Origin of the sequence: Mesorhizobium onobrychidis, assembly GCF_024707545.1 — a bacterium.
GTDB classification, from domain to species: domain Bacteria; phylum Pseudomonadota; class Alphaproteobacteria; order Rhizobiales; family Rhizobiaceae; genus Mesorhizobium; species Mesorhizobium onobrychidis.
The window spans coordinates 1,839,894-1,860,147 of the sequence record NZ_CP062229.1 but is presented as its reverse complement, the minus strand read 5'-3'; the positions used below and the strand labels follow the sequence as shown (position 1 = coordinate 1,860,147).

Below are 20,254 nucleotides of genomic sequence, written 5' to 3'. Positions count from 1 at the left end.
CCCCTTGCGGGGAGGGTCGACGCGTAGCGTCGGGGTGGGGTCGCCGGGCGTGGAGCTCGGCATGAACCGACCCCACCCGGCCCTTCGGGCCACCCTCCCCTCAAGGGGGAGGGAAGCGGCGCTAGATTCCCATCATGGCGCGCAGCACCTTTTTGTCGGTCGCGCCGCCGGCGAAATCGTCGAATGCTTTTTCCGTCACCCTGATGATGTGATGCTGGATGAAGGGCGCGCCTTCGGCCGCACCGTCCTCCGGATGCTTCAGGCAGCACTCCCATTCCAGCACCGCCCATGAATCGTAGTCATATTGGGCGAGTTTGGAAAAGATGCCGCCGAAATCCACCTGTCCGTCGCCGAGCGAGCGGAAACGCCCGGCCCGGTTTGTCCAGCTCTGATAACCGGAATAGACGCCTTGCCGGCCGGTCGGATTGAACTCGGCATCCTTGGCGTGGAACGCCTTGATCCGCTCGTGATAGATGTCGATGAATTCGAGATAGTCGAGTTGCTGCAGCAGGAAATGCGACGGGTCGTAATTGATGTTGCAGCGCTTGTGGCCACCCACCGCGTCGAGGAACATCTCGAAGGTCGCGCCGTCGAAGACGTCCTCGCCCGGATGGATCTCGTAACCAACATCGACGCCATTGTCCTCATAGACGTCGAGGATCGGTTTCCAGCGTCTTCCCAGTTCGGAAAACGCTTCCTCGATCAATCCCGCCGGCCGTTGCGGCCACGGATAAAGGTAGGGAAAAGCCAACGCTCCACAAAACGACACTGACGCCTTGAGCCCGAGGTTCTTCGAAGCCTTGGCGCCGAACTTCATCTGTTCGACCGCCCATTGCTGCCTGGCCTTCGGATTGTTGTGCACCGCAGGCGGCGCGAAGCCGTCGAACTGCGCGTCATAGGCCGGATGCACCGCCACCAACTGCCCCTGCAAATGCGTCGACAGCTCGGTGATCTCGACGCCGGCCTCGGTGCAGATGCCCTTCACTTCGTCGCAATAGGCCTGGGAAGACGCCGCTTTCTCGAGGTCGAACAGCCGGCTGTCCCAGGTCGGGATCTGCACGCCCTTGTAGCCCAGTCCGGCCGCCCATCTGGTGATCGACGGCAGCGAATTAAACGGTGCGGCATCGCCCGCGAACTGCGCCAGAAACAGCCCAGGACCCTTCATTGTCGACGGCATCGGCATCCTCCCTAGTTATCCACGACCAAGCATAGCGCCGATTGAAAGCAGGGCCAGCCTCTTTGGTCTTTTCTCGACAGGCGCTAGCACGCACCGCCATTCTGGTATTACCAAATATGGTCTTTTGGTCAAGCGCCGCCACTCGCAACCAGCGCCGCGAAAATTGCCGGACGGCGGGGAAATACGCCAGCTTAATCAATGGAATAATCGTTGGCTTGGGCTGCCTTGCAGGATTTCTTGCCGTCCAGATAAAATTGCTGTAGACCTCGTTTCACGCCCAATTGGTCGAACCAGTTTACGAAAAATGCTGGAGCGCCTTGGCGTCGCAGGCGAATTGTTAAAGGCGAATTCTGGGAGGACAGACCATGCATCTTTCGACGCACAACTGGATGCGGGCGGAACCGTTGGAGACGACGCTCAAACGCATCAAGAAATTCGGCTATGAGTCGATCGAGATTTCCGGCGAGCCCGAGCAATACAAGACCAATGAGACACGTGCGCTCCTGAAGGAGCACGGCATTCGCTGCTGGGGGGCGGTGACGCTGATGCTGGGCGAGCGCAATCTCGCCGCCAAGGACCAGGGCCAGCGCGAGCGCTCGGTGCAGTATGTCAAGGACGTGCTGACGATGGTGAGCGAACTCGATGGCGAGATCATCACCCTCGTTCCCGCCACCGTCGGCAAGGTGGTGCCGGACGGCACCGAGGAAGAAGAATGGAAATGGGTGGTCGACGCCACCAGGGAATGCTTCACCCATGCCAAGAAGGTCGGCGTCAAGATCGCGATCGAGCCGCTCAACCGCTTCGAGACCTATCTGTTCAACCGTGGCGCACAGGCACTGGCGCTGGCCGATGCGGTCAGCCCCGAATGCGGTGTCTGCCTCGATGCCTATCACCTCCATATGGAGGAGTTTAACGTCTACGATGCCATCCGGCAGGTCGGCAATCGCCTGTTCGATTTCCACGTCGCTGACAACAACCGCTTCGCCGCCGGTCTCGGACAGATCGACTGGCCGAAGATCGTCGGCACGCTGAAGGAAGTCGGTTACGACGGCGCGCTGACCAACGAGTTCGTCGCCCCTGTCGACCGCACGCCGGCTGCTCCCTACCCCGACATGGTCGAACGCAACCCGGTCGACATCTCGCCGGAGCAGCTCAAATTCATCCAGGACCACGGTTCCAGCGTACTCACGGAAAAGTTCTACACCGATCAGATGCGAATCAACGCCGAAACGCTGCTGCCGCTGATCAAGTAGTCGACGTCTGGGAATGAGCTCTTCCGCCCTGACCGGCGGCAGGGCCGGGGATGAACATGCGCATCAAGACGGTCCAAGCCTGGTGGGTCCGCATACCGATCGAAGCGGCGCGGCAGCACCGCAGCGACTTCGGTCAGGTGACGACGTTCGACGCCGCCATCCTGCGCATCGAGACCGACGATGGGTTGGTCGGCTGGGGCGAAGGCAAGAATGCCGCCGGCAGCACCGGCAGCTATGGCGCTCTCGTCCACATGCTGAACCATGAGGTTGGCCCGCAGCTGATCGGCTGCGATCCGGCCGACATCGGGGTAATCTGGGAGATGCTCTACAATGGCGTGCGCCACGACAGTGCCGCGCAGAACGGCCACGCCATGCCGCAACTGGCGCGGCGCGGCATCAGTGTCGCCGCGATCAGCGCCGTCGATATCGCGTTGTGGGATATTCTGGGCAAGTCGCTGGGAGTTCCGGTCTGGCGGCTGCTCGGCGGCCGCAAGCTTGACCGCATGCCGGCCTATGCTTCCGGTGGCTGGGCTTCCGCCGAGGCGATCGGTGATCAGTTGAAATCCTATATCGCCAAGGGCGGCTTCAAGGCGCTGAAGATGCGGATCGGCGCGATGGACGGCGCTCCGCACAATTCGGCCGCCCGCGTCCGCGCCGCCAGACAGGCGCTCGGCCCCGAAGTCGACCTGATGGTCGATGCGCATGGCACCTATACGGTGGCGGAAGCCAAACGCTTCATCCATCTCGCCGGCGATCTTGATCTGGCCTGGTTCGAGGAGCCGGTCATCGCCGACGATAAGCCCGGCATGGCCGAAGTGCGGGCGTCCGGCTCCATCCCGATCGCCACCGGCGAAAGCGAAGCGACGCGCTATGCTTTCCGCGACCTCGCCACGCTCAAGGCGGCCGACATCTTCCAGCCGGACCCCGCCTTCTGCGGCGGCATCAGCGAGGCGATGAAGATCGGTACCATCGCCAGCGCCTTCAATCTGCGCTTTGCGCCGCATCTGTGGGCCGGCGCGCCTTGCTTCTTTGCCGGGCTGCATGTCTGCGCTGCTTCGCCGGCTAGCTTTACCGTCGAATATTCGCTTGGCGCCAACCCGATGATCCACGATCTGATCGAGGAGACTGTCGAAGCAAAGGACGGTATGATAGCGATCCCCGAGCAGCCCGGACTGGGATTCACCCTTTCGGAACGGTTCCTGGAGGCGCACGCGCTACGCGGCTGATCATGAAAGAAAAGAACCTCCTCGCGGAACTCGCCGCCTATCTGTTCTCCCACTCCGACAAGGCGACCGGCCGAACGCCGTCGGAGCGGGAACTGGCGGAGCATTTCGGCGTCAGCCGCGGCCAGATCCGCGAGGCGCTGGCCATCCTCGAAGCCATGCGCATCGTGGAGCGCCGGGCCAAGTCCGGCATCTACATCGACACCAAGCAGGCCAGCGTCGAAGCGATGGCACTGTTTGCGCGGGCCGGCCTGCCGCTCGATCCGATCCAGATCTACGAGACGGTCGAGTTGCGCAAGATCCATGAGATCAAGGCCGCCGAGCTTGCCTGTTCGCGCGCTACTGAAGAAAATTTCGAGCGGCTGCGCGAAATCCTGAAGGCTTCGGAAGAGCGCATTGCGGCAGGCGAGGGCCTCGCCAAGGAGGACCGCGAATTTCACCTTGAGATCGTGCGGGCGACCAAGAACAGCGTTTTTCACAACATATGCAGCGTCTATTACATGATGGGCGAACAACGGCTGCCGATCTATTTCAACGATCCCGAACGCAGCGTGCGCTCGCATGCCGAGCACATCCAGATCTACGAGGCGCTATTGCGCCGCGACGGCAACCTCGCGCAGGCGCTGATGAGCGCCCATCTGCAAGGCGCGGAAAGCTACTGGAAAGGCCTGATCGAGGGTGGTGGGGCAGAACCTCACAGTCCAGCGCTCGAACAGGTCTGACATGGCTAAAATCCTGACGACACACACGCTTCACCCGCGCGCCTCCGCCATGCTGACTGGGGCCGGTGAACTCGTCGTCGCCTCCGCCCTCGATGCGGACACGCTGGCGACTGAGGCGAGGAACGCCGACATCATCATCGTTCGCGCCCCGCTGCCGTCGGCGCTTTTCGAAGGTGCTGCGAAGCTCCGGGCCGCAATCCGCCACGGCGCCGGGCTCGACATGGTCCCCATGGAAGCGGCCACTGCAGCCGGCGTCCTGGTCGCGAACGTGCCGGCGGTCAATGCACGGTCGGTCGCCGAATACGTGATGTTTGCAGCCCTGGCCCTGCTTCGGCGTTTCCGCGTAGTAGACCGCGACTTGCGGGCGAAGGGCTGGCTGGCCGGTCGCGACCACACCATTCTCGCCAGCGAGCTCGCCGGCAAGACGATCGGCATTATCGGCTTCGGCGCCATCGGACAGGCAGTCGGCCATATCGCGGCGCATGGTTTCGACCTGAACGTGGTGGCGACGACGCGCAGCATGAGGCCGGCGCTGGACAGGGTCGGCTTCCTGTCGATCGACGCACTGGTCGAGCAGAGCGACATCATCGTTCTGTGCTGCCCGCTGACACCGGAGACGCGCGGCCTGATCAACCGCGAGCGCATCGGTCGAATGAAGCCGCATGCGGTGCTGATCAATATTTCGCGCGGGCCGGTGATCGACGACGATGCGCTGATCGAAGCCCTGCAAAAGGACCGTATCGGCGGCGCCGCGCTCGATGTCTTTGCGACGCAGCCGCTGCCGCCCAGTCACCCCTATTTCGGCTTCGACAATGTCATCGTCACGCCGCACATGGCCGGCATCACCGAGCAGTCGATGATGCGCATGGGCGTCGGTTCGGCTGATGAAGCCTTGCTGGTGCTGGCCAACAAATTGCCGGTCAATCTGCGCAATCCCGAGGTGGTCGAGCACTACCGGCGGCGGTTTCCGGCCGACGTCTGAGCACCTCAACGGCCAAGCAGTGCCTCGACTTCCGCGGCGATACGCAAGAGACGGTGGTCGTCGCCGTGGCGCGCCACCAGCATCAGCCCGGCCGGGCGCGTCGTTGCCGGCATCGGCAGCGAGATCGCGCAGAGGTCGAACTGGTTGGCGACCTGCGTGTTGCGCAGCAGAAGGCCTTCCGTACGCTCACATAGAGCTTCGTCGCTGCTCATCGACACGATGGTCGGCGCCGTGACCGGCGTGGTCGGCAGGGCCAGCACATCGATCGACGCCAGCCGCTCGTCCATGGCGGCGACAAGCGCCGTGCGGCGGCGGATTGCCCTTATATAGGCCGTGGCCGGAACGGCGGCGGCGCGCGACAACGGCTCGCTCACCCGCGGATCGACTGGCGTCGTCGCACTTGTCGCGAGCCAATCTGCATGGACCTCGGCACCCTCCATTGCCGCGATCGAAGCCCGCCTGGTTACCGCGCGCAAATCGGCAAGGAGGTCATCGATGGACAGATCAGCGAGGCGTGCACCCGCGAGCTCTAGCTTGCGAACACATCGGTCGAACGCCGCCGCGACCTCTTCTTCCGTATCCTCGAAGAGCACGCCGCGCGGAACCCCGATGCGCAGTCCGGCAAGCGAAAGCGGAACCAGAGCCACAGGCTCCTCGCCCGCTATCACCGCGTCGGCGGCGGCACATTCGGCGACGGTGCGCGCGAGCGGGCCAATGGAATCCAGCGTGGCCGACAGCGGGAAAACGCCACCGCGCGGCACCCGCCGCGCCGTCGGCTTGAAGCCGACGACACCATTCAGCGATGCCGGAATGCGCACCGAACCGCCGGTGTCGGAACCGATCGAGATCTCGCTGGTGCCTTCGGCAATGGAAACACCGGCGCCGGAGGATGAGCCGCCCGCAATCCGGCTGGCGTCGGTCGCATTGCCGGGCGTGCCGTAATGCGGGTTGACGCCGATCGCGGTGAAGGCGAATTCGGTCATATTGGTCTTGCCGAAGATGACGGCGCCCGCCTGCCGCAACCGTTGCACGATGACGGCATCCCGCTGCGCCGGCGCCGCGGTGCTGAGCAACAACGAACCGGCTGTGGTCGGCTCGCCGGCGACGTCGAACAGATCCTTGATCGATATGATCGCTCCATCGAGCGGTCCAAGCGTCACGCCGGCTCTGCGCCTGGTATCGGCGGCGTCGGCCGCTGCTCGTGCGGCTTCCGGATAGAGTTTTACGAATACGCTTTCGTCGCCCACGCGGGCGGCGAGACGCGAAAGGACGGCTTCAAGGCGGTCGCGGGCTGATTGCATTTTCGGTGTCGGACTCCGGACGCTTGCAGCGTCTTACAGGCAACAGCTGGTGCGTGGCCTGCAGAGACATAACCCGGCAAAAGCACATTTGCACCCCTGTCGAACGGGAGGAGACCTGATGCTCTACAAAGGCAACTGCCACTGCGGCAAGATCGCCTTCGAGGTCGAAGGCGATCTTGCCGCAGCCGTGCGATGCAATTGCTCGATCTGCCCACGCAAGGGCGCGCTGCTATGGGCCGTGCCGCACGAGACATTGCGGCTGCTTGCCTGGGGCGACGATCTTGGCAAATACACCTTCGGCAACCATCTCATCGCCCACCGGTTCTGCCGGACCTGCGGCATCCATCCCTTCGCCGAGGACGTCAGCGAAGGGATCGAACGAAGCGCCTACGTCAATGTCCATTGCATTGACGATCTCGATCTGGACGCTGTGCCGATTTTCGACTTCGACGGCCGTGCGGTTTGACGGACACTCAACGCTCGGCTGTCCTCGGGCCAAGCAAGAACGCCGCCAAGGCCGCCAGCAACGTTGCGATCCCGCAATAGGCGAAAGCGCTGGCAACGCCGGCATTGTCGACCAGCAGGCCGCCGAAAACGGCGCCCAGCGCGATGGCCACCTGGAACGTGGCGACCATCAGTCCGCCGGCACTTTCTGCCTGGTCGGGAGCGGCTCGCACCAGCCAGGTTTGCAGCCCGACCGGCACCGCGCCGAAGGCAAAGCCCCAGGCGGCAACCGCTATCGCCGCAACGACTGGCGAGGCTCCGAGAGTAAGCAGCAAGGCAGCTGCCACAGCAATCAGCAGAGGCGCCAGGCCGACGGCGGTCTTGAGGCTGCGTTCGGCCATGAACCCGCCGGCAAAATTGCCGAAGAAGCCACCGATGCCGTAGGCGAGCAGCACAAGCGAGATCGTCTCGATGTCCAGCGCGGGCACCTTCTCAAGAAACGGGCGGACATAGGTGAAGCCGGCAAAGTGTCCCGAGGCGACCAGCAGGACCACCAGAAGCGCAACCCTGATCATCGGCCGCTTTATTACCTCCAGCAAGGTCCGAAAGCTTGCCACGCCCGCCGGCGGCAGCTTCGGAAGGGTGGCGATCTGCACGAGCAGCGCCAGGGCGCCGACAATCGCTGCGATCATGAAGGCCGTTCGCCATCCCCAGATGTCGCCGACATAGGCACCGACCGGGGCCGCACAGACCGTCGCCACCGAAACGCCGGTGAGAATGATCGACATGGCGCGCGGCATCAGCCGCATCGGGACAAGCCGCATCGCCATGGCCGCCGACATCGACCAGAAGCCGCCGAGGCTGATCCCGAGCATGATGCGGGCGATCAGAAGAACGGGAAGCGAGGACGCAAACGCTGCTAGCAGGTTCGACAGGATCAGCAGCACCGTCAGCGCCCACATCACCAGCCTGCGGTCCAGCCGTCTGGTGACGATGGCCATGGTCGGGGCGGCTATCGCGCCGACGACGGCCGTCGCCGTCACCGCTTGGCCGGCAGTGCCTTCCGTCACACCGAGGTCCTGCGCCAGCGGCGTCAGCAGGCTGGCAGGCAGGAATTCTGCGGTCACCAGCCCAAAGACACCGAGCGCGAGGGATACGACCGCCCCCCACGCAGGTTCGGCTCGTTCGTCGGTTTCCGCGGGATCGAGAACGGCGTCCATGACGCCTGTCGCGGGTTCAGTCATGATGGGATCTCCGATCTGGTTGCAGCGCAGCATCTGGCTGCAGTGCAACATAGGGAGTGACTATCTGGAGTTTCCATGCTAGAAACACCATCATGCTTGACCATTCGTCCAAAGTTCCGATCACCGGCGATCCGCTGACAGACATATTGCGCGGGTTAAGGCTCGACGGCGTCGAATACGGCCGCTGTGAAATGCAGGAGCCCTGGGGCCTCCAGTTTCCGGCCCAGACGGCGGCGCGGTTTCATTTCATCGGCCGCAAGGGATGCTGGCTGCTGCAGCCGTCCGGCGAATGGGTGGAGCTCAAGGCGGGCGACGCGGTGCTGCTGCCGCGCGGTGCGGCACACGTCCTGGCGAGCGAGCCGGGCACTGAAGCTTCGCCGATCCAGGGCTACGAGGTCGCCGAGGTCTGCAAGGGCGTTTACTGCATGTCCAACGAAGGTTGCCGGCCGGGGACGCTGCTGTTTTTCGGCAGCATGTATTTCAATCTCGACGGCTTGCACCCATTGCTCGGCATGATGCCGGACGTGATGCGCGCGCACGAACTGGAAGCCTATGAACCGGGCATCCCGCATCTGCTGGAGGCCATGGCGCGCGAAGTGACGATGGAGCGCGTCGGCTCCGGCGGCATTCTGGCACGGCTTGCCGATGTGCTGGCCGCCACCGTCATCCGGTCATGGGTCGAGCGCGGCTGCGGCGACGCGTCCGGCTGGATTGCGGCAGTGAGGGATCGGGAGATTGGGCGCGTGCTGGCCGCGATCCATCTCGAACCGGACCGCGACTGGACGGTGGAAACGCTGGCCAGGATGATGGGCGCCTCGCGATCAGGCTTCGCGGAACGCTTCGCGACGATCGTCGGCGAAACGCCGGCGAGATATGTCACCCAGGTGAGAATGCACCAGGCACGGCAATGGCTGGTCCGCGACCGGCTGAAGATTTCCGTCGTCGCCGCTCGCCTCGGTTATGAATCCGACGCGTCGTTCAGTCGGGCGTTCAAGCGCGTCATCGGATCGGCCCCCAGCCATTTCCGGGCCGAGGAACAGGCTGAGACCCGTCAAGCCGGCTAAGCCTGGCCAGAGGCTTCAAGCCGCTTAGCATCTCCCCGCCGAATAGACGCGCTTTAGCCCGCGTGACGGAGGCTTATTCCGCTAGCCTTGTCGAACAGCACCACCTTGTCCGGATCCCAGGCAAAGCGCACCGGCTGCTCGATTTCGACATCGGTTCTGGCCGGCACCGTGGCCCGCAGCATGGCGTCGCCGACCCGCAGTGTAAGGATCTTCTCGACGCCATGGTTCTCGACATCGTGGACGCGCGCTTCCACCGGCGCTCCGCTCTCGAGATAGACATCCTCTGGACGAATACCGAAGACGAGCGGGCGACCGTCGGTCGCAGCGCTCGTCTTGGCCCCCCCCGCAAAAGGCAGTTCGAAATTCAGCGGTGCCATCACCGCGCGACCGTTGACGAGTTTGCCGTCGATGAGGTTCATCGGCGGCGAGCCGACGAAGCTCGCCACGTAGGTGTCGCGCGGATTGTTATAGATCTCATACGGCGTGCCGGTCTGGACGATGCGGCCATGGTTGAGCACGCCAACCTTGTCGCCCATCGACATCGCCTCGATCTGATCGTGCGTGACGAACAGGAAGGTCTGACTAAGGTTCATTTGGATGTTCTTCAGTTCGGTGCGCAGCGCCTCGCGCAGCTTGGCATCGAGTGCGGAGAGGGGCTCATCCATCAGGAATACGCGCGGCTTACGCACGATGGCGCGACCAATCGAGACGCGCTGCATCTCGCCGCCAGAGAGGCGATCCGTCTTGCGGTCGAGCAGATGCTCGATACGCAAGGTCCTGGCAACGCGATCGACGCGCGTCTTGATCTCGTCGGGCTCGATGCGGCGGATTTTTGGCTTCAGCGGAAATTCGAGGTTTTCGCGCACCGTGTAGCGCGGATAAAGCGAGTATTGCTGCAGAACCAGTGCCACGTCGCGCTCGGCCGCACCCCAGTCAGCGACATCAGCGCCGTCGATGAATATCTGACCCTCGTCCGGCTTTTCCAGGCCGGCGATCATGCGCAGCGTCGTCGTCTTGCCGGCGCCGGTCTCACCGAGCAGCACGAAGAACTCGCCGTCGGCAATGTCGAGATTGAGCCCGGTCAATGCGGTGTGATTGCCGAATGTCTTCGAGATATTCTTGAGCTGGATATGGGCCATCAGAGTCTCACCCCCAGCGAATTGCCGCTTGCCGTGTCGAAGAAATGCGCCTGCGCCGGGTCGAGCTTGGCGAAGACCTGAACCCCCGGCTTGCCGACGAAACCGGAACGGGTCCGGGCGCGCAACATCTGTGCCCCGACCTTGAGGTCGACGATATCGTAGGAGCCAAGCGGTTCGATGATGTGCGCCTCGACCGGCAGATAACCATCCGCCGGCTCGCGCGAGACCATCACGCCTTCGGGGCGGATGCCGAGCGCAAGGCGGTCCTGCCCGACGTTCGCAGCGTCGAGTTGGCCGACCAGTTCGGCCGGGAAAAGGAACCCTTCCGCGGCCCCGTCGAGGGTGACCCTGGCGCCGGAGCCGTTCATCGTCACCGCCGCGTTGGCGACGTTCATCACAGGCGAGCCAACGAATTGCGCGACGAACAAATTGGCCGGGTGCGTATACACTTCCGATGGGCTGCCTACCTGTTGCAGAACGCCCTCATGCATGATGACGATGCGGTCAGCAAGGCTCATCGCCTCGATCTGGTCGTGGGTGACGTAGATGGTGGTCGAGCCCTGCTTGATGTGCAGCCGCTTGATCTCCGCGCGCATCTCCTCGCGCAGCTTGGCGTCGAGCGCGCCGATCGGCTCGTCCATCAGCATCGCCTTCGGCCGCCGCACCAGCGCCCGGCCGATCGCCACGCGCTGCATGTCGCCGCCCGACAGCGCCGACGGCTTCTTGCCGAGCAGGTCGGTGATCTGCAGCACTTTGGCGACCGAGCGCACCTCGCCGTCGATCTCCGCCTTGCTCTTGCGCATGGCGCGCAACGGAAAAGCGATGTTCTCGTAGACGCTCATATGCGGATAGAGCGAGAACGATTGGAAGACCATGGCGATGTCGCGGTCGGCAGCCTTGAGATGCTGGACCGGCTTGCCGTCGATGAGCACATCGCCGCCGTCGATCGTCTCCAGCCCGGCGATGGCGCGAAGCGTCGTCGTCTTGCCGCAGCCCGACTGGCCGAGCAGCACGATGAACTCGTTGTCGTCGATCTTGAGATTGAGGTCCTTGATGACCTGAACGGCGCCAAAGAATTTCTGGATGCCACGAAGCTCGATCTGGGTCATGCGTGACCTTCTTTTTCCGGCGTGCCGGTCGCCTGCGGCTTCTGCCTTGGACCGACCCAGCCGGTGATCATGAACGTCAGCAGCCCGACGATGATGATCGTCAGGCCGTAGCGGTGCAGGAAGAGACTCCACGGCTGGCAGAGCGCGATGATGCCGCACACCATCACGATCTCGGCCGTGCGCTGGATTGTAGCATGGCGGATCATTTACGGATCGCTCCGAAGGACATGCCGCGCAGGAGGTGGTTGCGCAACAGGAAGGTGAAGATGGCGACAGGCAGCAGGAACAGGAAGGTGCCGGCCGCGATGACCGTCCAGTCGGGCAACCCGGAACCGACCTGGCTTGGAATGAACGGTGGCGCCGTCTGGGCGCGTCGGTTGGTCATGATCAGCGCGAAGGCATATTCGTTCCATGCGGTGATGAAGCAGAACACCGCGGTGGCGGCGATGCCGGTGGCGGCCTCAGGCAGCACGATCTTGAAGAAGGCTTCCATGCGCGTGTAGCCGTCGACGAGCGCCGCCTCCTCGTACTCCTTCGGAATTTCGTCCATGAACCCCTTCATCAGCCATACAGAGAAGCTGAGGTTGAAGGCGGTGTAGAGAATGATCAGGCCCCAATGCGTGTCGTTGAGGCCGACGACCCGGTACATCAGGAACATCGGGATCGCCACCACCACCGGCGGCAGCATGCGCGTCGACAGGATGAAGAAGAGCAGGTCCTGTTCCCCCTTTATCTTGAAGCGCGAGAACCCGTAAGCCGTGAAGGTGCCCATGCCGACCGCGAGGATCGTCGAGGTGATGGCGACGATCAGCGAGTTCATGAAGCGGCTCGGATAACCGGACCACTGCACCTCGCCCCTGCCCGAGCGCACCACCTTCTCGCCGCCGTCAAACACCAGCCGCTCCCACCACGGGGCGGCGGCGTATTGTTCCGGCGTCGGCGCAGTGCGCAACTGCGACCGCTTGGTGAACAGCTTTACGAAGGGCGATATCTCCGGCTGGAAGACCACCGTCGGCGGGATGGTGGTGGCGAGATTGCGCGGCTTGAACGCCGTCGAGGCTATCCAGTAGATCGGCGCCAGGAAGATCATCGTGACGATCAGCACGCCGACGATGGCGAGCTTGTTGAGCGAACGCTCGGCAGAGGTGGTGACAGCGGCCATTCTAGCGCTCCTTCACCTTGTTCAGGTATTTGACGTAGATGTTGGTGATCGCCAGGATCATGATCAGCACGATGTAAGCTAGCGCGCAGGAGCGCCCGGTCTGCCATTCCTGGAACGCCATCTTGTAGAGCCGGATCGAGATCACCTCGGTGGTTGGCTGGCTGGTCAGGATGTAGGCGAGATCGAAGGTCTTGAACGCCTCCATGGTGCGAAAGATGATCGCGATCATCAGGATCGGCGCGACCAGGGGCAGCGTAATGCGAAAGAAGGTATAGAACGAGCCGGCGCGGTCGATCGCGGCTGCTTCGTAGAGGTGCTTCGGCACCGCCGACAGGCCGGCAAGCGACAGCAGCATCACGAAGGGCGACCACATCCAGATGTCGGTGATGGCAACCGCGTAGAGCGCCATGTCGGGGTTGGACAGCCACTCGAAGGAGCCAAGGCCGAGCGTATAGTTGATGATGCCGAAGGACGGATCGTAGAGCAGTTTCCAGAACAGGCCGACGACGGCCATCGACAGCATCATTGGCAACAGCAGCAGTGTCGTCAGCAGGCCCTTCAACGGGATATCGCGGTTGAGCAGCAACGCCACGCCGAAGCCGACGATGACCTGGCCGACTACGGAGACGATGACATATTTGGCGGTGATGGCGAAATTCGACCAGATGAACGGGTCGTTGAGCAGCTCGCGGTAATTCTGCAGTCCGACGAAATTGGCCGCCGCGGGGCTCGACGCGCGGAAGTCGGTGAACGAATAGCCGAGCGAATAGATCAGTGGAAAGATGTTGAAGACGATCAGGAAAACGATCGTCGGAATGATGAAGAGATTGCGGATCGTGAGGTCGCTCATGCCGCGGGCGGCGGAGCGCGAGTTGGGATCCAGGGTGGTCATGACTGCAGTGGCCAAGGCCCGTTCCTTCCTTGTCCGGAAAAGAAAACGGAAGGGGCGGGCTCCCGCCCCCTCCGAGAGTTAATGCCGTTTACTTCACGCGGTTGTATTTCTTGAACGTTGCGTTCCAATCCGCGGCGAGCGAATCGAGCACTTCCTTGGCCGTGCCTTGATTGCCGGTGATGTACGGATAGACGCGTTGGTTCATCTGGATGAGCAGCTCGGCATATTCCGGCGTCGCCCAGAAGTCCTTCACCTTGAACATGGTTTCGTAGAAGGCCTTGTTGTATGGCGTGGCGTTCTGGAATTCAGGCGACTCAAGCACTTTGGCGCTTGCCGTGTAACCGCCGAGTTCCGCCCATTTCTTCTGCGTCTCGTCCTTGATGAACCATTCCAGGAACTTCATCGCCTCTTCCTGATTCTGGGAATAGGAGACGACGGAGATGCCCTGGCCCCCGAGCGCGGCGAACTGGTCGCCGCTCGGTCCAGGAGGGTTGGCGAAGAAGCCGGTGACCTTGGCATTCGGGTTGGAGGCTTCGTTGATGAGCGCCGGGAAGAAAGCGAAGTAGTTCATGCTCATCGCCGCCAGGTTCTCGGTGATCGCCTGGTTGTCCTCGATGAAGAAGCTCTTGGCCCAACCAGGAGGGGTGAAGGAATAGAGTTCCTTGTAGGCCTCGAGCGCCTTGACGTTCTGCTCGGAGTTGACGATCCCGTCGACCTTGTAAGTGGCATAGTCGCCAAGTTCGCCGCCGAAGGAGAAGATGGCGTTCTCGACGCCCATCACCAGAGCGTCGTAGGAGTTATCGGTATAGATGGCGACGCCGTAGCGCTTCTCGTCGGGACGGTGGAAGAATTCGGCGATGTCGCGCAGCTGCTTCCAGTCCTTCGGCACGCCGAGATCGTAGCCGTACTTGGCTTTGAAGGCCTCCATCTCCTTCGGATCTTCGAACCAGTCCTTGCGATAGGACCAGCCGACCGCGTCGCCCTCGGCCGGAATCGACCAGTATTTGCCGGAGTTGGATGGATATTCGGCGTAGTATTTCACCGTCGCCGGCGCCATCACTTCCTTCAGATTGTGCTTGTTGAAGAAGTCGGTGAGGTCGACATAGTGACCGGCCTCGGAGGCGGCGCCGATCCACTGGGAATCGCCGACCACCATGTCGTAGGCGCTGCCCTTGGCGTTGAATTCGGTGAACGCCTTGGTCTGGAAATCCCCCCACGGCGTCGTCTCGACCGTGACCTTCACGCCGCTCTCGGCCTCGTAAAGGTTGACGAGTTCCTGCAAATAGTTCGCCGGATCCCATTCAGCCCAGAATATGGTGAGTTCCTTATCCTGCGCGTAGACGGACGTTCCGCAGGCGAGCACTAAGCCGATACCAGCAAGCATGCTGGTCATTGTCTTGCGCATGATGATTTCCTCCCTTGTGCGCATTCTACCGTATCATGCGAGCCGGCGGCGAGGCCGGCCCTGGTAGTTCCTCGTGATGGCGCCGTTCCGGTTTTTGAGCCTCCTCGCCCAGCCGGAAAATGGATCGCAGCCCTCACTTTTAACCTGCTATATTGTCCTGATCTGGTATTACCAATTTCGGACGCACGTCAAGCTCTTTCTTGGACGATGGCAGGCCCTCAGACAAGCAGATTCCAGCAACATCTGTCTGTTTTTCTTAAATTTTCCTACTCCTTGATACGCCAAGGCCTTCTTCGCGCTACGGCACGTCGACCATTGTCGGTAGCCGACATGCCCATCTGGTCGAACCAGATCGATGCTATTCCGTAGCTGTCGCCGGCGCGCTTCTATCTCCTCTGGTCATCGATTCCATCACTGCAGCCCGTACCAGGGCGCCGGCTGCCCATTGCGCTACCGACATCATCTTGCGGCTGTCCAGCCCCCATATATCCTTCAGTACGATGAGCACTTCGACGCCGAAGGTCAACGACAGGGCCTGTGCCAGGCGCTTGAATTCGCGTGGCGGCAGCCGGCTCTTGAGCGGTGCGATCGCGTCCTTGAGCAGATCGACGCGATGGCCGCGCGTAAAGGCCGGCTCGCCGCCCAGCGTGCCGGCCTGCCGTCGCGCCCACTGGTCGAGCGACAGCTTCAGCGCCGCCTTGAAGGTCGCCTCGAAGGCCTCGATGCGTGGCATGGCCGTGTCGAACAGTTCGGCGACGCGGCGCTCGGGATCGGCCGAGGCTGATTTCCAGGTGAGGATCGGCCCCAGCCCTTCGTCGACCACCGCCTGCACCAGCGCCGCCTGGCTTGGAAAATACCGATAGGCGGTGGCGCGGGAGACTTCCGCCGCTTCGGCGACCTCGCTGACCGAAGGCGTGGCGCCCGCCTGCATCAGCCTTGTTGCCGTCTCCAGCATCAGCCGCCTTGTGCGCGCGCGCGGTCCGCGCGCTGCTCCAGAACCGGCGTCGTCAGGCACTGCCGCTGGTTGACGTGAGACATTCATGTCAATATGATACGCACGTCTCAAAAAATTGCAATGGCCTTTCGATCTGCCGAACGGCCGGGCAAAGAGCGGCAGGCGGCGACGCCGAGCGCGCCAAGAACCGGGGAAACGCAATGAAGCGCGTCTATGTGGTGGGCACCGCCGACACCAAGGGTGAAGAACTCGCCTTTCTTGCCGATGCGGTCGCCGCCACCGGTGCTGCTGTCGCCCGCGTCGATGTTGGAACGCGCAACGCGACCGTGCCGGTCGATGTCTCGGCCGAAGAGGTCGCCGGCCATCATCCCGATGGCAGCAGTGCCGTGCTGGGCAGCGACGATCGCGGCACCGCGGTGGCGGCAATGGCCATCGCCTTCACCCGGTTTGTCCAATCGCGCACCGATATTTCAGGTGTGATCGGCATCGGCGGTGGTGGCGGCACTTCGATCATCACATCAGGCATGCGCGCGCTGCCGCTCGGCCTGCCCAAGATCATGGTCTCGACGCTCGCCTCGGGCGACACCGCACCTTACGTCGATGTCTCCGACATCGTCATGATGCCGTCGGTGACCGATATGGCCGGCCTGAACCGGCTGTCTCGTGTCGTGCTGCACAATGCCGCCCAGGCGATAGCAGGCATGGCTGCAAAACCGCCGCCGCCACCCGACGGCAGACCGTCGATCGGCCTCACCATGTTCGGCGTCACAACGCCATGCGTGACTTCCATCGCCGAGCAGCTTCGTTCGACCTATGACTGCATAGTCTTCCACGCCACCGGGACCGGCGGCCGCAGCATGGAGAAGCTGGCCGACAGCGGCTTGCTGTCCGGCGTCATCGACATCACGACAACAGAAGTCTGCGACCTCCTGTTTGGCGGCGTTCTGCCGGCGACCGAAGACCGCTTCGGCGCGATCGCCCGCACGAAACTGCCCTATGTCGGCTCGGTCGGCGCGCTCGATATGGTGAATTTCTGGGCGCCACCGACCGTTCCACAACGCTATAGCGGGCGGCTGTTTTACGAGCACAATCCGAATGTGACGCTGATGCGCACGACCCCTGACGAAAGCCGCAAGATCGGCGAATGGATCGGTGCAAGACTGAGCCTTTGCGAGGGACCGGTCCGGTTTCTCATTCCCGAAAAGGGCGTCTCGGCGCTCGACATCGAAGGCGGCGCCTTCTTCGACCCTGAAGCCGATGCAGCACTCTTCGAGGCTATCGAACGTACGATCATGCCGGATAACACGCGCCGAGTGACGCGCCTGCCACTGCACATCAACGACCCCGAATTCGCCAAGGCTGCGGTTGCGGCTTTCCTCGACATCACCAGAAAGTGAGAGACGAAGCCATGGCCGCGATACCACGCAAGAAGGTTCTGGAAAAGTTCCGCAAGATGATTGCCGGCGGCGTGCCGATCGTCGGCGGTGGTGCCGGCACCGGCCTTTCGGCCAAGGCCGAGGAGGCCGGCGGGATCGACCTGATCATCATCTACAATTCCGGCCGCTACCGCATGGCCGGGCGCGGCTCGGCCGCCGGCCTGCTCGCCTATGGCAACGCCAACGAGATCGTCAAGGAAATGGCCTATGAGGTGCTGCCGGTGGTGAAGAAGACGCCGGTGCTGGCCGGCGTCAACGGCACCGATCCCTTCGTCATCATGCCGCTGCTGCTGGCCGAGCTGAAAACGATGGGCTTTTCCGGCGTGCAGAACTTTCCGACGATCGGCCTGTTCGACGGCCAGATGCGGCAGAGTTTTGAAGAAACCGGCATGGGCTTCGGGCTCGAAGTCGACATGATCGCCGCGGCACACGAGCTCGACCTCCTGACTACGCCCTATGTGTTCAGCCCCGATGAGGCGCGCGCCATGACCAAGGCCGGCGCCGACATCGTCGTCGCCCATATGGGGGTGACCACCGGCGGCTCGATCGGCGCGACGTCGGCCAAGTCACTGGACGACTGCGTCAAGGAGATCGACGCCATCGCTGAAGCGGCGCGTATCGTGCGCAAGGATATCATTTTGCTTTGCCATGGCGGCCCGATCTCGATGCCGGACGATGCCCAGTACATCCTCGAACGCTGCAAGGGCCTGCACGGTTTCTACGGCGCCAGTTCGATGGAGCGGCTGCCGGCGGAAGCGGCGATCGCCAGGCAGACCGCCGATTTCAAGGCCGTGACGCTTGGTGCCAAAACGACTGCGAAGAAAAAGAAGGGATGAGACGATGACCGACAAAAGCAAGGTGTTTGTCTATCCGAAGGATGTCAGCGCCTTCGGCTTCGACTGGGGCAGGCTGTCGCTGACGGTGGCACCCGAAGTGAACGGCGCAACGCGTTTTTCCGGCGGCGTCGTCGACCTGCCCTCCGGCAAGGGCCACACGCGGCATAATCATCCGGGTGCGGAAGAGATCATCTTCGTCATATCAGGCAATGGCGAGCAGATGGTCGAAGACGAGGACGGCAATCCGGTCGTTGCAAAGGTCGGGCCCGGCTGCACCATCTATGTGCCGGAAAGCCGCTTCCATTCGACGCTGAACACCGGCGATGCGCCCATGCAGCTCTTCGTCGTCTATTCGCCGGCCGGGCCGGAACTGGCGCTGCGCGACCTGCCGGATTTCAGGCTGCTGCCGCCGGGCGGCAGCTAATGCATGTCGCGCAAAAGTGCGCAGCGGTTTTGCGATAACGACATGCATAAAGACAAGAATTTAAATCGCGTCGCATTGAATCCATTCAAACGCGACGCGCTTTAGGCCACCCCGCCCCTGTTCCAGCCCCTGCCCCGATCGCCGAACATAGCGTAACCGGTCTCGGTGACCGCCACCGTGTCCTCCAGCTTGATGAAGCCGCGCGTCGGGTGAAGCATCGTCGTCTCGACCGAGAGCACCATGTTTTTCTCCAGCGGCTTTTCGGCATAGGTGCCTTCATAGGTCACCGGATGGTTGGTCATCAGGAACGGCGCTTCATGTGTGATCAGCCCCATGCCGTGGGCAAAGAAATCGGTATAGGGCGCGACCTTGGATTTCTTCAGCACGCCTTCCGCGTAGGAAATCATGTCACCACCCAGCGTGCCGGCGCGTACCTTGGAAAAGGCCGCCTGCTGCACCGCCTCGACTTCGGCCAATAGATCCTCGAGTTCGGCATCCGGCTCGCCCAGAATGCCCATGCGACAGAGGTCGCCGATATAGCCGTGATAATTGCCGCCGGAATCGATCGACATCACCTCGCCCTTCTTCCATGCCTGCGGCGAGGCGGCGCGGTTGTGGCTGGCGCCGAGCGTCAGCAGGCAATATTCGAAATGCGCGCCGCGATTGGTCTCCTCGCGCCTGAGTTGCTCGATGATCTCGGTCTTGGTCGTGCCTTCACGCGCCCAGCGAACGGTCGCCAGCATGGAATCGGTGATCAGTTCGGAAGCGATGCGCAGCTTCTCCAGTTCCGCATCCGTCTTGATCGCTCGCATCCGCTCCAGCATATCAGTCGCGTCGATCAGCTTGGCGTCCGGCAGCGCCTTGCGGATCAGCGTGTAGGCATCCGACGGCAGGAAAGCCGGCTCGATGCCGATGCGGGCGTTGCCCTTGCCGATTTTGGTCAGGTGCTCAACCGCGAGATTGGCGGCGTCGAGCGTGCCCCAGCAGGCGGCGTGCAAGGTCGGCGTCCAGAACGGGTTGTTCTGGTGCTCGGCGCCCTCCATGCGGTTGCCGATATAGGCGGCATGCTCAGGCCCACCCTTCTCGTAAACTACAACAGGCAAATAGCGGCTGTGGCCGATCGCATCCATGGCGGCGAAGAAGATGAACTTGTAGCCGCCAAGCAGATATTGCGTGTTGTGCTTGGAGGTGGCGAGCAGCACATCGATACCGGCCTCCTCCATCAGCCGATCGACCCTGGCGTGGTCGAACGGGATGGTGCTGACGGCATTCTTACCGGGGGCGACGTTCATCTTTCTCTCCCTGAATTCCCTGGCCGGCCGGTCGGATCGCCGGCGGTGCCCAGTCTGGTTCTACTAGATAAGTCTGGTCCTACCAGATAAGGTCGGATTGAACCGCTTCCCTGTAACTGGTCCAGCGGACGAAATTTTCAAAGCCACATGAGGATGCGCCAAATCCGTCTCTGGCGAAACCCTCGGCAAGGCTC

At 62.5% G+C, this 20,254-nt stretch carries 20 protein-coding genes; 9 read left to right on the top strand and 11 right to left on the bottom strand.

The window, feature by feature from the left end:
* Positions 1–121 precede the first annotated feature (121 nt).
* Positions 122–1,177, bottom strand: coding sequence for a sugar phosphate isomerase/epimerase family protein (locus IHQ72_RS09155; protein ID WP_258122125.1), 1,056 nt, complete (start codon positions 1,175–1,177; stop codon positions 122–124).
* 365 nt (positions 1,178–1,542) lie between these two features.
* On the opposite strand from IHQ72_RS09155, the gene IHQ72_RS09150 reads away from it, so the two are divergent.
* From IHQ72_RS09150 to IHQ72_RS09135, 4 genes are read left to right on the top strand one after another with little or no spacing between them, the layout of a single operon-like run.
* Positions 1,543–2,430 (top strand): sugar phosphate isomerase/epimerase family protein, encoded by an 888-nt coding sequence (locus IHQ72_RS09150; protein ID WP_258122124.1) that lies wholly within the window; start codon positions 1,543–1,545, stop codon positions 2,428–2,430.
* A gap of 56 nt (positions 2,431–2,486) precedes the next feature.
* Positions 2,487–3,656, top strand: coding sequence for a mandelate racemase/muconate lactonizing enzyme family protein (locus IHQ72_RS09145; RefSeq protein ID WP_258122123.1), 1,170 nt, complete (start codon positions 2,487–2,489; stop codon positions 3,654–3,656).
* Positions 3,657–3,658: 2 nt separating this feature from the next.
* Positions 3,659–4,375 (top strand): FadR/GntR family transcriptional regulator, encoded by a 717-nt coding sequence (locus tag IHQ72_RS09140; RefSeq protein ID WP_258122122.1) that lies wholly within the window; start codon positions 3,659–3,661, stop codon positions 4,373–4,375.
* Position 4,376: 1 nt separating this feature from the next.
* Positions 4,377–5,357, top strand: coding sequence for an NAD(P)-dependent oxidoreductase (locus IHQ72_RS09135; RefSeq protein ID WP_258122121.1), 981 nt, complete (start codon positions 4,377–4,379; stop codon positions 5,355–5,357).
* A gap of 5 nt (positions 5,358–5,362) precedes the next feature.
* Here IHQ72_RS09135 and IHQ72_RS09130 read toward each other — a convergent pair whose 3' ends face one another.
* Positions 5,363–6,658 carry an amidase gene (locus IHQ72_RS09130; protein ID WP_258122120.1) on the bottom strand — a complete coding sequence of 432 codons (1,296 nt, stop codon included), beginning with the start codon at positions 6,656–6,658 and terminating at the stop codon, positions 5,363–5,365.
* 118 nt (positions 6,659–6,776) lie between these two features.
* Between IHQ72_RS09130 and IHQ72_RS09125 the strand changes: the two genes are divergently transcribed.
* The gene (locus IHQ72_RS09125) at positions 6,777–7,124 is read left to right on the top strand and encodes a GFA family protein (RefSeq protein WP_258122119.1); all 348 of its coding nucleotides are present in this window, start codon (positions 6,777–6,779) and stop codon (positions 7,122–7,124) included.
* A gap of 7 nt (positions 7,125–7,131) precedes the next feature.
* Here the strand turns inward: IHQ72_RS09125 and IHQ72_RS09120 are convergent, their stop codons facing one another.
* On the bottom strand, positions 7,132–8,346 hold the full coding sequence (locus IHQ72_RS09120) for an MFS transporter (RefSeq protein ID WP_258122118.1): 1,215 nt from the start codon (positions 8,344–8,346) through the stop codon (positions 7,132–7,134).
* Positions 8,347–8,438: 92 nt separating this feature from the next.
* Between IHQ72_RS09120 and IHQ72_RS09115 the strand changes: the two genes are divergently transcribed.
* Complete coding sequence (locus IHQ72_RS09115) at positions 8,439–9,410, top strand: AraC family transcriptional regulator (RefSeq protein WP_258122116.1); 972 nt, start codon at positions 8,439–8,441, stop codon at positions 9,408–9,410.
* A gap of 53 nt (positions 9,411–9,463) precedes the next feature.
* Here IHQ72_RS09115 and IHQ72_RS09110 read toward each other — a convergent pair whose 3' ends face one another.
* The 7 genes from IHQ72_RS09110 to IHQ72_RS09080 form a co-directional block, all read right to left on the bottom strand.
* On the bottom strand, positions 9,464–10,549 hold the full coding sequence (locus IHQ72_RS09110; protein ID WP_258122115.1) for an ABC transporter ATP-binding protein: 1,086 nt from the start codon (positions 10,547–10,549) through the stop codon (positions 9,464–9,466).
* On the bottom strand, positions 10,549–11,658 hold the full coding sequence (locus IHQ72_RS09105; protein ID WP_258122114.1) for an ABC transporter ATP-binding protein: 1,110 nt from the start codon (positions 11,656–11,658) through the stop codon (positions 10,549–10,551). The genes IHQ72_RS09110 and IHQ72_RS09105 overlap by 1 nt, the downstream gene beginning before the upstream one ends.
* On the bottom strand, positions 11,655–11,864 hold the full coding sequence (locus IHQ72_RS09100) for a hypothetical protein (protein WP_258122113.1): 210 nt from the start codon (positions 11,862–11,864) through the stop codon (positions 11,655–11,657). The genes IHQ72_RS09105 and IHQ72_RS09100 overlap by 4 nt, the downstream gene beginning before the upstream one ends.
* On the bottom strand, positions 11,861–12,820 hold the full coding sequence (locus IHQ72_RS09095; protein ID WP_095493279.1) for a carbohydrate ABC transporter permease: 960 nt from the start codon (positions 12,818–12,820) through the stop codon (positions 11,861–11,863). The genes IHQ72_RS09100 and IHQ72_RS09095 overlap by 4 nt, the downstream gene beginning before the upstream one ends.
* 1 nt (position 12,821) lies before the next feature.
* The gene (locus IHQ72_RS09090; RefSeq protein WP_029348308.1) at positions 12,822–13,727 is read right to left on the bottom strand and encodes a carbohydrate ABC transporter permease; all 906 of its coding nucleotides are present in this window, start codon (positions 13,725–13,727) and stop codon (positions 12,822–12,824) included.
* 73 nt (positions 13,728–13,800) lie between these two features.
* Positions 13,801–15,117, bottom strand: coding sequence for an extracellular solute-binding protein (locus tag IHQ72_RS09085; protein WP_258122112.1), 1,317 nt, complete (start codon positions 15,115–15,117; stop codon positions 13,801–13,803).
* A 358-nt stretch (positions 15,118–15,475) separates the two neighbouring features.
* The gene (locus IHQ72_RS09080) at positions 15,476–16,159 is read right to left on the bottom strand and encodes a TetR/AcrR family transcriptional regulator (protein ID WP_258122111.1); all 684 of its coding nucleotides are present in this window, start codon (positions 16,157–16,159) and stop codon (positions 15,476–15,478) included.
* A 113-nt stretch (positions 16,160–16,272) separates the two neighbouring features.
* Here IHQ72_RS09080 and IHQ72_RS09075 point away from each other — a divergent pair, with 113 nt between their 5' ends.
* Genes IHQ72_RS09075 through IHQ72_RS09065 form a run of 3 tightly spaced genes read left to right on the top strand, consistent with a single transcriptional unit; the run spans position 16,273 to position 18,768 of the window.
* Positions 16,273–17,469, top strand: a complete 1,197-nt coding sequence (locus IHQ72_RS09075; protein ID WP_258122110.1) for a Tm-1-like ATP-binding domain-containing protein — start codon at positions 16,273–16,275, stop codon at positions 17,467–17,469.
* An 11-nt stretch (positions 17,470–17,480) separates the two neighbouring features.
* Entirely contained in the window at positions 17,481–18,344 is an 864-nt protein-coding gene (locus IHQ72_RS09070) for a phosphoenolpyruvate hydrolase family protein (RefSeq protein WP_258122109.1), read from the top strand.
* A gap of 4 nt (positions 18,345–18,348) precedes the next feature.
* The gene (locus IHQ72_RS09065) at positions 18,349–18,768 is read left to right on the top strand and encodes a cupin domain-containing protein (RefSeq protein WP_258122108.1); all 420 of its coding nucleotides are present in this window, start codon (positions 18,349–18,351) and stop codon (positions 18,766–18,768) included.
* Positions 18,769–18,869: 101 nt separating this feature from the next.
* Here IHQ72_RS09065 and IHQ72_RS09060 read toward each other — a convergent pair whose 3' ends face one another.
* Positions 18,870–20,060 (bottom strand): M24 family metallopeptidase, encoded by a 1,191-nt coding sequence (locus tag IHQ72_RS09060; RefSeq protein WP_258122107.1) that lies wholly within the window; start codon positions 20,058–20,060, stop codon positions 18,870–18,872.
* Between the last annotated feature and the right edge of the window lie 194 nt (positions 20,061–20,254).